A 14,309-nucleotide genomic window follows, 5' to 3' on the forward strand; every position below is an offset into this window, starting at 1 on the left:
ACAAAGCCCGTAGGCGTTTGCGGGGCAGGCCGGGTGTGAATCTGTCGGCGCACCCCGCAGGATGCGCCGGGCTGCATTATGCGACTAGGCGTCCAGGGCCTTGCGGATGCCGCGCAGGAAGTCGATGGTCAGGGGCACCACCTTGGCGTGCTCCTGGTCTTCAATCAACTGGATGATGCGGCTGCCGATGACCACGGCATCGGCCACCTTGCCGATGGCCTGGGCGGTGGCGGCGTCGCGGATGCCGAAGCCCACACCCACCGGGATGGTCACGTGCTGGCGAATACGGGGCAGCATCTGCTCCACGGCCGCCGTGTCCAGCGCGCCTGAGCCGGTCACGCCCTTGAGCGATACGTAGTACACATAGCCGCTGGCCACACGCGCCACCTGGGCCATACGCTCATCCGTGCTGGTGGGGGCCAGCAGGAAGATCAGGTCCATGCCGTGCGCGCGCAGGCTGGCGGCAAAGGCTTCGCATTCTTCGGGCGGGTAGTCCACGATGAGCACGCCGTCCACGCCCGCAGCGGCAGAGTCGCGCACAAACGCACCTTCGCCGTGCTTCTGGTCGTAGCGTTCCACAGGGTTGGCATAGCCCATCAACACCACTGGCGTGGTGCTGTTGCGCTTGCGGAACTCACGCACATGGTCGAGCACCTGCACCATGCCAATGCCCAGGCTGAGGGCTTTTTCACCCGCCTTCTGGATCACCGGGCCATCGGCCATGGGGTCGGAAAAGGGCACGCCCAGCTCGATCACGTCGGCACCGGCCTCGACCATGCCGTGCATGAGCGCGGGGGTGATGTCGGCAAACGGGAAACCGGCGGTCACATAAGGAATCAGCGCCTTGCGGCCCTGTGCTTGCAGGGCAGAAAAGGTGGATGCGATACGGCTCATTTATTTCACCAACTTGATGGGTTGCTCGCCGCCCTTGACGGACTGCCCCTGGCAGCTGGGTCGGCAGTAAAAGTCGGCGCCACTGAGATCGGCCACAGTACCAATGTCCTTGTCGCCCCGGCCCGAGAGGTTGACCAGGATCGACTGTTCTGGGCGCATGGTTTTGGCCAGCTTCATGGCGTAGGCCACGGCGTGACTGGATTCGAGTGCGGGGATGATGCCCTCGGTGCGGCACAGGTAGTGGAAGGCGTCCAGCGCTTCCTGGTCGGTGATGCCGACGTATTCGGCGCGGCCGACTTCCTGCAACCAGGCGTGCTCCGGGCCCACGCCGGGGTAGTCCAGGCCTGCGCTGATGCTATGGGTTTCGGTGATCTGGCCGTTGTCATCCTGCAAGATGAAGGTGCGGTTGCCGTGCAGCACACCCGCGCTGCCCTTTTGCAGCGATGCCGAGTGTTTGCCAGACTCCAGGCCTTCGCCCGCTGCCTCCACGCCGATGAGGCGCGTTTTCTCGAAAGGGATGTAAGGGTGAAAGATACCCATGGCATTGCTGCCACCACCCACGCAGGCGATAACCGCATCGGGCTGGTCGCCCAGCACCTTTTGCTCGGCCAGCATGCTGGGCATTTGCTCAATGCATTCCTTGCCGATCACGCTCTGGAAGTCGCGCACCATCATGGGGTAGGGGTGCGGGCCCGCCACCGTGCCGATGATGTAGAAGGTGTTGTCCACATTCGCCACCCAGTCGCGCATGGCGTCGTTCAGGGCGTCCTTCAAGGTCTTGCTGCCAGACTCCACGGGCACGACCGTAGCGCCCAGCAGTTTCATGCGGTACACGTTGGGGCTTTGGCGCTTCACGTCTTCGGCACCCATGTAAACAACGCATTCGAGCCCGTAGCGCGCGCAGATGGTGGCAGTGGCCACACCGTGCTGACCTGCACCCGTCTCGGCAATCACGCGGGGCTTGCCCATGCGCTTGGCCAGCATGGCTTGGCCGATCACGTTGTTGATCTTGTGCGCGCCGGTGTGGTTCAGGTCTTCGCGCTTGAGGTAGATCTGTGCGCCACCCATCTCGCGGCTGGTGCGCGCTGCATGGTAGATGGGGGAGGGGCGACCGACGAAGTGCTTGAGTTCGTAATGGAATTCAGCCAGAAATTCAGGGTCGTTCTGGTAGCGCGCGTAAGCCTCGCGCAGTTCCTGGATGGCGTGGGTCAGGGTTTCGCTGACGAAGCTGCCACCATACGGGCCGAAATGGCCGGAAGCATCAGGTTGCTGATAGGAATTCATGGGGGTTCTTTGCAAGTTGTGCATCGGCCGCACGCACGGCGGCAACGAAGCGTTGGATCTTCACGGCGTCCTTGATGCCCTTGACGGGTTTGCCATCAGGACCATCGGCTTCGACGCCGGAACTGACATCAACCGCCAGCGAGAGACCCCGCGGGCGGACTTGCAAAATGCCATCGGTCACGTTTGCAGGCGTGAGTCCACCAGACAAAACGAGGTGAGAGCTGACGCTTGGTGGAAGGAGTGACCAATTGAATGCCTTGCCGCTGCCGCCAAACCCTTCGACATGGGCGTCGAGCAGGATGGCTTGGGCGTGAGAGTAATCGTGGGCGTATTTTACGAGGTCAAACTGCGCCGCTCCATCACCGAGGGGAATTCGGGCGGCTCGCAGGTAGGGGCGTGCCCCCTGGTGGGTGGCCGCCATGCAGTCCTGTGGCGTCTCATCACCATGGAATTGCACTGTAGCGCCAGCAATCATTGCACTGGCTGCTATTATATTAGGAGTAGATTCATTCACGAACAGCAGCACGGGCGTGACAAACGGCGGCAGGCGCCGTGCCAACTGCGCGGCCCGCTGGGGGGTGACCGACCGTGGGCTGGGGGCGTAGAGCACAAAACCCACCGCATCGGCGCCCGCAGCCACAGCTGCATCCACGTCTTCCTCGCGGGTCAGCCCGCAGATCTTGATGCGGGTGCGTGCGTTGGCAGACGCCTGGAAAGGGGCGTGGAGGCGTTGACTGACGGCGGGGGCCGTTGTGGTCGGTGTAGTGGCCTGGTTCATGGAAGCCAATCATACGCAGCCGTGCGCTGGGGTAGCCCCCAGGCGGCGTCGTAGACGGGCCCTTGAAAGTACAACCCGTCTGGCGAGAATGTCGGCGCAGCCACCTTGCGGGACTGGGCTGCCAGCACTTCGGCCATCCATTCGGGAGGCTGCGTGCCCTGGCCGATGGTGATCAGGCAGCCCATGATGTTGCGGATCATGTGGTGCAAGAAGGCGTTGGCTTCGAATTCAAAACGCCAGTAACAGGGGCTCCAGCCCAGTTCGGGGTGCGGTATATCAGCCCCCCGTCGCACGATGTCGATGCGTTGCAAGGTCTTGACCGGGGTCTTGGCCTGGCAGGCGGACGCGCGAAACGAGGTGAAATCATGCTCGCCGATCAGGTAGTCGGCCGCCTGCCGCATGGCGTCATGGTCTAACGGGTGAAACACCCAGCCCACCCGCCCGGCATCCACGCTGGGCCGCACTGGCGACTGTAGAAGCACGTAGGCATAGCGCCGGGCCACGGCGCTGGCACGCGCATGAAAGTGGTCTGGGACAGCCTGAGCCCATTGCACCGCAATGTCGGAGGGCAGGAAGGTGTTGGTACCCCGGACCCAGGACGCCGCGGGCCGGTCCAGTGGGGTGTCAAAGTGCACCACCTGCATCAGGCCGTGCACACCCGCATCGGTACGGCCTGCGCAAAGGGTGCTGACCGGATGCGTAGCAAAGCGGCCCAGGGCCGCTTCGAGTTTGTCCTGCACGGTGTTGCCAGAAAGCTGGCTCTGCCAGCCACTGTAGGCCTGGCCGTTGTAGCTGACACCCAGCGCCACCCGGGTCACGGGGCGGCCTGGGGACGTGCTGGGGGTTAAATCAGCGGAGGGGCCGAGCGGCATCAGCCCAGTTCGGCCAGCATGCGCTGGGCGCGGGTCTTGAGGGCGCCGCTGGACTCTGCCACCACCTCTTCAATCAGCGTACGAGCGCCGTCGGTGTCCCCGATGGCGTTGAACTCTTCGGCCAGCGCAAGCTTGGTGGCCAGCGGGTCGTCCTGCGCTGCGGCCGATCCATCGTCGGTGAATTCCGGTGCGGGGGCCGTCGGGGCCTTGGAGGCGGGAGCTGCCATGGGCTTCGAGGGGGCGTTCAGGTCCAGCGACAGGTCGCCCAGATCAAACTCCATAGGGCCGGAGTCTTGGGGCTCGCCATGGAGAGGCATGGGGCCGGACGGCGCCATGGTCAGGTCGTCGCTGCTGGGGAAGTCCAGATTGGCCACTGGAGGCGGCGCCATCATGGGACTCGGAGCGGTTTCCTGACTGCTCCACGCGGCCGTGGGCTCGTCGGGGATGCTGGGCAGATCCAACTCGGGGCGCAGCGTCTGTGGTTCGCCGGCTTCACCGCGGTTGTTGGCCGCAGCAGCCGCAGCGGCCGCAGCAAAACCACCGGCTGCAGCGGGGGGGGCGTCTGTCAGCGCGTCATCGGGCAGGTCCAGATCCAGGTCGAGGTCCAAGTCTGGGGGCAGGGCTGCGGCAGGGCTGCCTGCACCAGTGAAGGTGCTGGGGAACCCGCCCGGTGGCACGGAAGGCGATTCATCCTCGGCCATTCCGGGGCGGCCGCCAGGTTGGTACAGGCGGTTTTCGGGTTCCAGGTCACGCCCGAGTTCCGCAATGCGGTTCCAGTCAGGCCCTTCGCCCTGGGTCAGCTTGAACACTTCGCCTGCGACGGCCTCAAGGGCTTTGCGGTCCTGGCGCTTGGCGTAGATTTCACCCAGCTTGACGTGCACTGAGACGCGGCCCGGGTTGTGGCGCACGGCTTCTTTCAGGATTTCTTCGGCCTGGAGATCGCGGCCGTAGGCCAGATAAACGTCGGCTTCGGCCACGGGGTCCACGTCGCCGCCGGCGTCCAGTTGGCTGGGTGAATAGGCCATGGACGAGCCGGTGGTCATGTCGCTGTTGGCTGTGTCTACACGCTGGCCGCCGCTGGCACCAAAAAACGAGTCGGGTTGAATGCGACTTTCCAGGAAGGAGCTGTCCACCCCACCGTTCTGTCGACGGCGCTGGACCAGGCGGTAAGCGCCAAATCCGAGCAGGCCCGCCACCAGGATGCCGCCGCCAATAGGCAACAGTGGGTCGTCCATGAGGGTGGACAGGAAGCCGGGCTCCTCGACGGGGGCCGGAGCAGGTTTGGGTGTGGGCGCCGGTTTGGGGGCCGGTGCGGGTGCAGAGGCCTCCGTGGCGGGGGCCGAGGCGGCCGCTTCTGCTGCCACTGCGGTGTCTGGCGGGGTGCTGGCGGCCGCTGCGGGGGCGGATGCCGGGGCTTCTGGCGCCGGCGGCGCGGTCGGTGTTGCCGGGACGGCTGGGGCCTGCACGGCCACCCCCGCAGGTGCGCTGGCCGCACCCGCAGCGGCGGGCGCAGGGCTGCCTCCGGCGGCTGCAGAGGCTGCGCTCAGCTTGTTGAGGTCGGTGATGTTCTTGGACAACTCCGCCATCCGCGTGGCGGCTTCACTGGCCTGTTTGTCCTTGGCGACTTGCTCTTCGGCTGCCTTTTGGCCTTTGACGGCCCCCTTGGACAGGGTGAGCTTGTCGGGCGCTGCAGTCGCGGGTTTTTTGTCTTCTACGCGCGTCTGTACGGTGCCAGAGGCGGAGCGCTGGGCAGCTGCCACTTCGGTCGAAGGGGCCGCACCCGCGAGTTTGCGGCGGAAGTCGTTGAAGTCACGGGCCTGTGCGGCCAGAATCTGACGTGCTTCGGGGGCTGTGGTGGATTGCGCTGCGGCCTGGTCGGGCATTTGCAGCACGGCACCTGCCCTCAGGCGGTTCACGTTGCCCTGAATGAACGCGTCCGGGTTGGTACGCATCATGGCGACCAGCATCTGGTCGAGCGAAACGCCTGCAGGCTTGTAGGCGTTCGCGATGCGGCCGGCAGTATCGCCTGCCTGGACCGTCACGCCATCTGCGGGGGCAGGGCGTGGGGCTGCCACACGGGGTGCGGGTGCAGCGGCGGTTGCCTCGCTGGCACGGGCTGTGGCTGCGGGGCGCGTCGCAGGGACCTGGGGCGCCACCGGTGCAGAAATTTGGGGCGCTGCTGTGACGGCAGGCGCTGCGCGGCGCATGCTTGGCGGGTCAAACAGCATGGTGTAGCTGCGAACGATGCGGCCTGAGCCCCAGTTGGCATCCAGCACCAAGTCCAGGAACGGTTCGTTCACAGGTCGGTCGCTTGACAGGCGCAACACGGCGGTGCCGTCGGCGCGGCGCTGCAGTTGAATCTGCAGGTTGTTCATGGTCTGCGTGTATTCCATGCCCTGGGCACGGAAAACCTCAGGCGTGGCCGTCGTGGCACGCAGCGAGTCCGCTTCGGCAGGAGTGATCTGTGGCAGGTCGATTTCAGCGCGCAGCGGCTCGCCCAGGGCAGACTGCACGGTGATGCGGCCCAGTGCCAGCGCAGACGCGTCGCTGGTGTAGAAACCAGCGCAAGCCACGGCCGCGGCCGCCAGGACAGAAAATTTCCAACGATGCATGTTTGCCAACAACTGATTAGGATTTTTTGCGGCTCGGACGAGCGGTGCTTTTGTTCTCATGGTCTGATCCCCGCCCCGGCGCGTGAAAATATGTAAAAAGCACCATAGCATCAATGTTTTGCACTGACAAGCTGAGGTGGCTCCGAAGCTTTGAGTGGGGTCCCGGTGCCCCAAATTGGGGCATGCAGATGTTGCCAATTGCCAACGTAGCGTAACCGAGTGTGTCGATGTCTCAGGCGTAAAAAAGCGCGCGCAAGGGGGCTTGCGCGCGCTTTATGAAGTGAGACGATCAGGCGTTGAGCAAGATGCGCAGCATGCGACGCAGTGGCTCGGCGGCTCCCCACAGGAGCTGGTCGCCGATGGTGAAGGCGCCGACATACTCGGGGCCCATGGCCAGCTTGCGGATGCGGCCCACGGGGATGGTCATGGTGCCCGTCACGGCGACGGGTGTCAGGTCCTTGATGGTGGCTTCGCGGGTGTTGGGTACCACCTTCACCCACTCGTTGTCGGCGGCGATCATGGCTTCGAGGTCGGCCACGGGCACGTCCTTCTTGAGCTTGAAGGTCAGGGCCTGGCTGTGGCAGCGCATGGCGCCCACGCGCACGCAGAATCCGTCGACTGGAATGGCTGCGGAGTCAAAGCCTTCGCCCAGGCCCAGAATCTTGTTGGTTTCGGCCATGCCCTTCCACTCTTCCTTGGACTGGCCGTTGCCTAGGTCCTTGTCGATCCAGGGGATCAGCGAGCCACCCAGCGGCACGCCAAAGTTGGCGGTTTCTGCACCGGTCAGTGCGCGCTGCTTGGCGATGACCTTGCGGTCGATTTCCAGGATGGCGCTCTTGGGGTCGTCGAGCAGGGCCTTCACTTCGGCGTTGAGCGTGCCGTATTGCGTGAGCAGTTCGCGCATGTGCTGCGCGCCGCCGCCCGATGCCGCCTGGTAGGTCTGGGTGCTCATCCACTCGACCAGCCCGGCCTTGTACAGTGCGCCCACGCCCATCAGCATGCAGCTCACGGTGCAGTTGCCGCCCACCCAGTTCTTGCCGCCGTTGGCCAGCGCGTCCTTGATGACGGGCATGTTCACCGGGTCCAGGATGATGACCGCGTCTTTTTCCATGCGCAGGGTCGAAGCAGCATCGATCCAGTGGCCGTTCCAGCCTGCGGCGCGCAGCTTGGGGAAGACTTCGGTGGTGTAGTCGCCGCCTTGGGCTGTGACGATGATGTCGCAGCGCTTCAAGGCGTCGATGTTGAAGGCGTCTTGCAGTGTGGTTTCGTTCTTGGCCTGCGCAGGGGCCTTGCCGCCGGCATTGGATGTGGAGAAGAACAATGGCTCAATAAGGTCGAAGTCATTTTCCTCGACCATGCGGTCCATCAACACCGAGCCGACCATGCCGCGCCAGCCGACCAAACCTACCAACTTGCTCATTTCAACGCCCCTTTTCAGATTAAGAAACAGTGCCAGACCAGACTGTTTGCCCCGGCTCGTCTGGCCGGGAGAGGGCGCACGACGGTACCGGAGCTGGATCAGCCCTTAATAATGGTCGTGGTTTTGGTGGTGATTGCGCGCACAGCCACGCCTGCCAGGGCGGCAGTAGCGGTGTTCAGGTCGAACGGGCGGGCGGCAAACATGGGCATGATTGTAATAGATCGCGGCTTGCACGGGGCTTGCAACGTTGCGAGCACGCCATGGTCTGCTCGGCAACGGTGCCCCTGGCGGGCTGGATGGGTGTGCGAGTCGGTCCGCGCCCATAAAAAAGGCGATCACAGAGGATCGCCTTTTGCGGATGCCGCGCGCCGCCGCTCTGGGCAGCTCGGACGGCTGGGGTGATTTACGCCTGTAGCGCCTTCACCACCGCGTCGCCCATCTGCGCCGTGCCGACCTTGGTGGTGCCTTCGCTGTAGATGTCGGGCGTGCGCAGGCCCTGGGCCAGCACCTTCTGCACGGCGGCTTCGATGCGCTGGGCGGCGGCTTCCTGGTTCAGGCTGAAGCGCAGCATCATCGCTGCCGAGAGGATGGTGGCCAGCGGGTTGGCCACGCCCTTGCCGGCGATGTCGGGGGCGCTGCCGTGGCTGGGCTCGTACAGACCCTGGTTGCTGCTGTTCAGGCTGGCCGAGGGCAGCATGCCGATGGAGCCAGTCAGCATGGAGGCTTCGTCCGACAGGATGTCGCCAAACATGTTGCCGGTCACCACCACGTCAAACGCCTTGGGGGCCTTGACCAGTTGCATGGCCGCGTTATCCACGTACATGTGCTGGAGTTCCACGTCGGGGTACTGCTGGCCCACCTCGGTCATGACGTCCTTCCAGAACTGGAAGGTTTCCAGCACGTTGGCTTTGTCCACGCTGGTGACCTTCTTGTTGCGCTTGCGGGCGGCCTGGAAGGCGACGTGGGCGATGCGCTCGATCTCGGGGCGGCTGTAGCGCATGGTGTCAAACGCTTCTTCGGCACCGGGGAAGTGGCCGTCGGTGGCCACGCGGCGGCCGCGCGGCTGGCCGAAGTAGATGTCGCCGGTCAGCTCGCGGATGATGAGGATATCCAGGCCTGCGATCAGTTCGGGCTTGAGGCTCGATGCGCCCACCAGTTGCTCGTAGCAGATGGCAGGGCGGAAGTTGGCGAACAGGCCCAGGTTCTTGCGCAGGCCCAGGATGGCCTGTTCGGGGCGCAGGGGCCTGTCGAGCTTGTCGTATTTCCAGTCGCCCACGGCGCCGAACAGAATGGCGTCGGCTTCCTTGGCGAGCTTGAGGGTGGACTCGGGCAGCGGGTGGCCGTGGGCCTCGTAGGCGGCGCCGCCGACCAGGGCGGATTCCATCTCGAACTTCAGGTCGAGTGCGTTGAGGACCTTGACGGCCTCGGCCACGATTTCGGTACCGATGCCGTCACCCGGCAGAACTGCGATTTTCATTGATTTTGCTTTGTTTTTGATAGCTGCTAGCGCATATGGATGTAGCGCTTGCGGCCGATTGGGCTGAATTTTTGAGTTACGACACCATGGTGTGTGCCAGCCAGGGCTTGGTGGCAAGCCGCTGGGCTTCAAAGGCCTTGATCTTGTCCGACTGGCGCAGGGTCAGGCCGATGTCGTCAAAACCGTTGAGCAGGCAGTACTTGCGGAAGGCCTGCACGTCGAACGGGATCTCTTCGCCCTGGGGGCGCACGATGACCTGGCGCTCTAGGTCGATGGTGAGCTGGTAGCCGGGGAAGGCCAGCACTTCATCGAACAGCTGGGCCACCGTGGCCTCGGGCAGCACGATGGGCAGCAGGCCATTCTTGAAGCAGTTGTTGAAGAAGATGTCCGCAAAGCTGGGCGCGATGATGGCGCGGAAGCCGAACTGATCCAAGGCCCACGGCGCGTGCTCGCGGCTGGAACCGCACCCGAAATTCTTGCGTGCGATCAGGATACTGGCGCCTTGGTAACGCGGCTGGTTCAACACGAAGTCGGGATTGGGCTTGCGACTGGCGGGGTCCTGGCCGGGCTCGCCGTGGTCCAGGTAACGCCATTCGTCAAACAGGTTCACGCCAAAGCCGGTCTTCTTGATCGACTTGAGGAACTGCTTGGGGATGATGGCGTCGGTATCGACGTTCTCGCGATCCATGGGGGCCACAAGGCCCTTGAGCAAAGTGAATTTTTGCATGGCGGTATCAGTTACTTAGCGGCCCGCTCGATGGCGCTGCCGGCTTTGCCAATGTCCTGGCCCACACCCTTGACGGTGTTGCAGCCAGCCAGCACAAAGGCCAGGGACAGGGCGATGAGGGTGGCGGTCTTTTTCATGACAAGGCTCCTTCAGGCGGTTGGGGCAGTAGAGAGGACAACGGGCGGATGATGGGATGAATGATCAGCTCAGGTGAACTGGCGGATGTCCACAAAGTGGCCGTGCACGGCAGCGGCTGCGGCCATGGCCGGGCTCACCAGGTGCGTGCGGCCACCAGCGCCCTGGCGGCCTTCAAAGTTGCGGTTGCTGGTGGAGGCGCAGCGCTCGCCAGGCTCCAGCCGGTCGGCGTTCATGGCCAGGCACATGCTGCAACCGGGCTCGCGCCACTCAAAGCCTGCGGCCACAAAAATCTTGTCCAGGCCCTCGCGCTCGGCCTGCTCCTTGACCAGCCCCGAGCCGGGCACCACCATGGCCAGCTTCACATTGCTGGCCACCTTGCGACCCAGGTTCTTCACCACAGCGGCGGCTTCGCGCATGTCTTCGATGCGGCTGTTGGTGCAGCTGCCGATGAACACCTTGTCGATCGTGATGTCATTGATCGGCTTGCCGGGCTGCAGGCCCATGTACGTCAGCGCGCGCTCGATGGCACCACGCTTGTTGACGTCCTTTTCTTTGTCCGGGTCGGGCACGCGAGCGTCCACGCCCAGCACCATCTCGGGGCTGGTGCCCCAGGTGACCTGCGGCACGATGTCGGCCGCATCAAGCTTGACCACGGTGTCGAACTTTGCGTCGGCGTCGGAGTGCAGCGTCCTCCAGTACGCAACGGCCTGGTCCCATTCCACGCCCGTGGGCGACAGGGGGCGGCCCTTGACGTATTCGATGGTCTTGTCGTCCACAGCCACCAGACCCGCGCGAGCACCACCTTCGATGGCCATGTTGCACACGGTCATGCGGCCTTCCATGCTCATGGCGCGGAAGACGGAGCCTGCAAATTCAATGGTATAGCCCGTGCCGCCGGCCGTGCCGATCTTGCCGATGATGGCCAGCACCACGTCTTTGGGGGTCACGCCTTTGGCCAAGGTGCCATCAACCTGCACCAGCATGTTCTTGGCCTTTTTGGCCAGCAGGGTCTGCGTGGCCATCACGTGCTCGACCTCAGAGGTGCCGATGCCGTGGGCCAGTGCGCCAAACGCGCCGTGGGTGCTGGTGTGGCTGTCGCCGCAGACCACGGTCATGCCGGGCAGGGTGGCACCGTTTTCAGGGCCAATGACGTGCACGATGCCCTGGCGCTTGTGCATGAACGGGAAGAACGCGGCGGGTGTGATCTGCGCGATGTTGTCGTTCAGCGTGGTGATCTGTTCCTTGCTGATCGGATCGGTGATGCCGTCGTAGCCGTTTTCCCAGCCCGTGGTGGGCGTGTTGTGGTCGGCCGTGGCCACGATGGAGCTCATGCGCCAGACCTTGCGGCCTGCTTCGCGCAGACCCTCGAATGCCTGAGGGCTGGTGACTTCATGCACCAGATGGCGGTCGATGTAGAGGATGGAAGTGCCGTCCTCTTCGGTGTGGACGACATGCTCGTCCCAGATCTTGTCGTACAGGGTGCGTCCCATGGCGTGGCTTTCTTTCTGCTTTCAGGTGGGTGATTGGATTTTAGTGTCGGGGGCCGGGTGCGCCGGGGCGGGTTCTGCCCGGGGTGAGAGGTGTTCCACCAGCAAACGCGCCGTGACGGGCAGGGCGTCAAAGTCGCGGGCTACTACGCGCAGTTCGCGGTGGGCCCAGGCATCGCTCAGCGGAATGGATTGCAGGTTGCCCACACCGCGCATCAGCGCAAATGCCCGGTCGGGCAGCAGGCCCACGCCCAGGCCGTTGTCGATCATGCGGCACATGGCGTCCAGCCCCGTCACCTGGATGCGCTGGCGCAGGGGGCGCCCGGCGGCGGCAGCGGCTGCGCGCATGGCCAGGCTGATGCTGCTGTTGGCGTGCAGGCCCACAATGTCCCAGTCCAGGACTTCTTCAAAATTGATAGCATCCAGCGCAGATAAATCATGCGCTCGGGGCACAACCAGCACCAAATTATCGGCGCGGTAGGGGCGGCTCTGCAGCCCCAGGGCTCCGCCCCCGTTCGCCATGCCGATGTTGCAGATGCCAAGGTCGGCGGCTCCTTCTTGCACGGCGTGCAGCACATCGCTGGAGAGGTGCTCCTGCAGGTCGATCTTGATCTGGCTGTGCTCGCGCGCAAAGGCGCCCAGGTCTTCGGGCAGAAACTGAAAGATGGCCGAGATGTTGGCGTGCATGCGGACATGGCCGCGAACGCCGTCGGCATATTCACTCAGTTCGCCCTGCATACGCTCCAGGCCAAACAGCACGGTGCGCGCATGGTGCAGCAGGCTCTCGCCGGCGGGCGTGAGCGTCACACCCCGGCTGTGGCGGTAGAGCAGGGCGGTGTCTACAGCCGTTTCCAGGTCCGACAGGCGCTTGCTGACCGCCGATGCTGCAATGAATTCGCGCTCGGCGGCGCGGCCGATGCTGCCCAGCTCGCACACCGCCACAAACAATTGCAGCGAGGTGAGGTCAATACGGCGCGCAAAACTGCGCTCGGAGCTTTTCATGGGGTTTTGACTTCTCGGAAAGAGAAGGTTTCATATTTTCTCCCCATTGTTGGTGGTTTGACATCGCGATACGCGATGGCTGCGATGCCCTTCTGCGCGAGAGCGGCTCTCCTGGGGTGCAGAAAGAGACCGGGCTCAGGCCGCGCAGGTGCTGCCGTGCTCTGGCACTGAGGCCCGCCAGCGCAATTCGTGTTCAATGCGCTGGCGCAGCAGGTCGGCGGCGCTCATTTCGCCATGCACCACATACACCTGGTCGGGCGCGTGGCCCATGCTGCGCAGCCAGGCGATGAGCTGGTTGCCGTCGGCGTGGGCCGATGCGGAAGACAACTTGACCACTTCGGCGCGCACGGCCACGTCCTGGCCGTGAATGCGGATGGTCTTTTCGCCCTCAGCCAGCCGCGCGCCGCGTGTGCCCGGCGCCTGGTGCCCGGTCAGAATGATCATGTTGCGGTGATCGCCAGCGTGCAGTGCCAGGTGGTGCAGTACGCGGCCCCCGGTAGCCATGCCACTGGCCGACAGGATGACCATGGGACCATGCAGTTTGGCCAGTCCTTTGGATTGCTCGGGTGTCTGGACCATGGTGGCGCCATGCTCTAGCGCCTGCACCTCGCGGCCGCTCAGGCGGTGTTCCTGCAGGTGGTGCTGGAACAGTCCGGTGGTGCTCACGGCCATGGGGCTGTCGAGGAATACCTTGAGCGATGCAGGCACCACACCCTGCGCCTTCAGCAACCCGATGGCGTGCAGCACGACCTGTGCGCGGCCCACGGCGAAGACGGGCACCACGGCGATGCCCCCGCGTGCGGCCAGGCGCTGTAGAGCGGGGCCCAGTTCGTCGAGCAGACCTTCGGGCGGGTGCTCCCGGTCGCCATAGGTGGATTCGATGAGCACGGTGTCCGCCTGGGGCGGGGCGTCCGGTGGATTCATCAGCAAGTCGTCCGGCCGGCCCAGGTCGCCAGAGAACAGGATTCGCCTGCCGCCCACCTCCAGCAGCACGCTGGCCGCACCCAGGATGTGGCCTGCGGGCGAAAACGTCACGCGCCAGCCGGGCAGGGGCTCGAACGCCTTGTGGAAGGCATGGATCTGAAACTGTTTGAGGCAGTGCAGCGCGTCGAGCCGGGTATACAGGGGCAGGGCGGGGCTGTGGCTGCTGAGCTGGTGGCGGTTGAGGAAGGCCGCGTCCTCTTCTTGCAGGTGCCCGCTGTCGGGCAGCAGGATGGTGCACAGGTCACGTGTGCCCGGGGTGCAGTGGATGGCGTGGGTGTAGCCGTCGCGCGCCAGCAGCGGCAGGTAACCGCTGTGGTCCAGGTGGGCATGGGTCAGCACCACGGCGTCGATCTGGTGCGGCGTGACTGGCAGGGGCTGCCAATTGCGCAGGCGCAACTGCTTGTAGCCCTGGAACAGGCCGCAGTCCACCAGCAGGCTCTTGCCGTTGTAACGCACCAGGTACTTGGAGCCGGTGACGGTGCCGGAGCCGCCCAGGAAGGTGATGTTGACGTTCATGTGCCCAGACTCCCGGGTGATCATCGATGATGACCATCCTACTGGTCGGATTGCGCCTGCGGACGTTGCCAGGGGGTTTCTTGCCTTGCATCAAGAAAAAACCGCCTGCGGCCTTGGG

At 64.4% G+C, this 14,309-nt stretch carries 12 protein-coding genes; all 12 read right to left on the reverse strand.

The features are described 5' to 3' along the window. Positions 1-84 precede the first annotated feature (84 nt). The 12 genes from trpA to IB236_RS02770 all read right to left on the reverse strand — a co-directional run bounded on the left by trpA (position 85) and on the right by IB236_RS02770 (position 14,191). On the reverse strand, positions 85-894 hold the full coding sequence (trpA, locus tag IB236_RS02715; RefSeq protein ID WP_056747631.1) for a tryptophan synthase subunit alpha: 810 nt from the start codon (positions 892-894) through the stop codon (positions 85-87). Then, positions 895-2,178 carry a tryptophan synthase subunit beta gene (gene trpB, locus IB236_RS02720; RefSeq protein WP_192418687.1) on the reverse strand — a complete coding sequence of 428 codons (1,284 nt, stop codon included), beginning with the start codon at positions 2,176-2,178 and terminating at the stop codon, positions 895-897. Continuing rightward, positions 2,156-2,956: a phosphoribosylanthranilate isomerase gene (locus IB236_RS02725; RefSeq protein WP_192418689.1), complete on the reverse strand. Its 801-nt coding sequence runs from the start codon at positions 2,954-2,956 to the stop codon at positions 2,156-2,158. Before IB236_RS02725 ends, trpB begins: the two co-directional genes overlap by 23 nt. Continuing rightward, positions 2,953-3,828 carry a tRNA pseudouridine(38-40) synthase TruA gene (truA, locus tag IB236_RS02730; protein WP_192418691.1) on the reverse strand — a complete coding sequence of 292 codons (876 nt, stop codon included), beginning with the start codon at positions 3,826-3,828 and terminating at the stop codon, positions 2,953-2,955. The genes IB236_RS02725 and truA overlap by 4 nt, the downstream gene beginning before the upstream one ends. After that, positions 3,828-6,440: a FimV/HubP family polar landmark protein gene (locus tag IB236_RS02735; protein ID WP_192418693.1), complete on the reverse strand. Its 2,613-nt coding sequence runs from the start codon at positions 6,438-6,440 to the stop codon at positions 3,828-3,830. The genes truA and IB236_RS02735 overlap by 1 nt, the downstream gene beginning before the upstream one ends. Before the next feature lie 289 nt (positions 6,441-6,729). Beyond that, positions 6,730-7,860: an aspartate-semialdehyde dehydrogenase gene (gene asd / locus IB236_RS02740; RefSeq protein ID WP_192418695.1), complete on the reverse strand. Its 1,131-nt coding sequence runs from the start codon at positions 7,858-7,860 to the stop codon at positions 6,730-6,732. 403 nt (positions 7,861-8,263) lie between these two features. Beyond that, positions 8,264-9,337 (reverse strand): 3-isopropylmalate dehydrogenase, encoded by a 1,074-nt coding sequence (gene leuB / locus IB236_RS02745; protein WP_099729718.1) that lies wholly within the window; start codon positions 9,335-9,337, stop codon positions 8,264-8,266. A 76-nt stretch (positions 9,338-9,413) separates the two neighbouring features. Continuing rightward, positions 9,414-10,064 carry a 3-isopropylmalate dehydratase small subunit gene (leuD, locus tag IB236_RS02750; protein ID WP_056061459.1) on the reverse strand — a complete coding sequence of 217 codons (651 nt, stop codon included), beginning with the start codon at positions 10,062-10,064 and terminating at the stop codon, positions 9,414-9,416. 11 nt (positions 10,065-10,075) lie between these two features. Beyond that, positions 10,076-10,201: an entericidin A/B family lipoprotein gene (locus IB236_RS02755; protein ID WP_005795904.1), complete on the reverse strand. Its 126-nt coding sequence runs from the start codon at positions 10,199-10,201 to the stop codon at positions 10,076-10,078. Between the two features lie 69 nt (positions 10,202-10,270). Beyond that, a complete protein-coding gene (leuC, locus tag IB236_RS02760; protein WP_108499829.1) occupies positions 10,271-11,692 on the reverse strand; it encodes a 3-isopropylmalate dehydratase large subunit in 1,422 nt (473 codons plus the stop codon). Positions 11,693-11,713: 21 nt separating this feature from the next. After that, a complete protein-coding gene (locus tag IB236_RS02765; RefSeq protein WP_192418697.1) occupies positions 11,714-12,691 on the reverse strand; it encodes a LysR family transcriptional regulator in 978 nt (325 codons plus the stop codon). A 135-nt stretch (positions 12,692-12,826) separates the two neighbouring features. After that, complete coding sequence (locus IB236_RS02770) at positions 12,827-14,191, reverse strand: MBL fold metallo-hydrolase (RefSeq protein WP_192418698.1); 1,365 nt, start codon at positions 14,189-14,191, stop codon at positions 12,827-12,829. Positions 14,192-14,309 lie beyond the last annotated feature (118 nt).

It is taken from the genome of Acidovorax sp. ACV02 (assembly GCF_014851475.1).
Lineage (GTDB): Bacteria > Pseudomonadota > Gammaproteobacteria > Burkholderiales > Burkholderiaceae_C > Acidovorax > Acidovorax delafieldii.

Bases quoted from the DNA above. Each gene is read 5' to 3' on its own strand.
- IB236_RS02770 (WP_192418698.1), bottom strand. From the start codon at position 14,191: ATGAACGTCAACATCACCTTCCTGGGCGGCTCCGGCACCGTCACCGGC.
- IB236_RS02755 (WP_005795904.1), bottom strand. From the start codon at position 10,201: ATGAAAAAGACCGCCACCCTCATCGCCCTGTCCCTGGCCTTTGTGCTG.
- leuB (WP_099729718.1), bottom strand. From the start codon at position 9,337: ATGAAAATCGCAGTTCTGCCGGGTGACGGCATCGGTACCGAAATCGTG.
- asd (WP_192418695.1), bottom strand. From the start codon at position 7,860: ATGAGCAAGTTGGTAGGTTTGGTCGGCTGGCGCGGCATGGTCGGCTCG.
- trpA (WP_056747631.1), bottom strand. From the start codon at position 894: ATGAGCCGTATCGCATCCACCTTTTCTGCCCTGCAAGCACAGGGCCGC.
- truA (WP_192418691.1), bottom strand. From the start codon at position 3,828: ATGCCGCTCGGCCCCTCCGCTGATTTAACCCCCAGCACGTCCCCAGGC.
- IB236_RS02765 (WP_192418697.1), bottom strand. From the start codon at position 12,691: ATGAAAAGCTCCGAGCGCAGTTTTGCGCGCCGTATTGACCTCACCTCG.
- IB236_RS02735 (WP_192418693.1), bottom strand. From the start codon at position 6,440: ATGCATCGTTGGAAATTTTCTGTCCTGGCGGCCGCGGCCGTGGCTTGC.
- IB236_RS02725 (WP_192418689.1), bottom strand. From the start codon at position 2,956: ATGAACCAGGCCACTACACCGACCACAACGGCCCCCGCCGTCAGTCAA.
- leuD (WP_056061459.1), bottom strand. From the start codon at position 10,064: ATGCAAAAATTCACTTTGCTCAAGGGCCTTGTGGCCCCCATGGATCGC.
- trpB (WP_192418687.1), bottom strand. From the start codon at position 2,178: ATGAATTCCTATCAGCAACCTGATGCTTCCGGCCATTTCGGCCCGTAT.
- leuC (WP_108499829.1), bottom strand. From the start codon at position 11,692: ATGGGACGCACCCTGTACGACAAGATCTGGGACGAGCATGTCGTCCAC.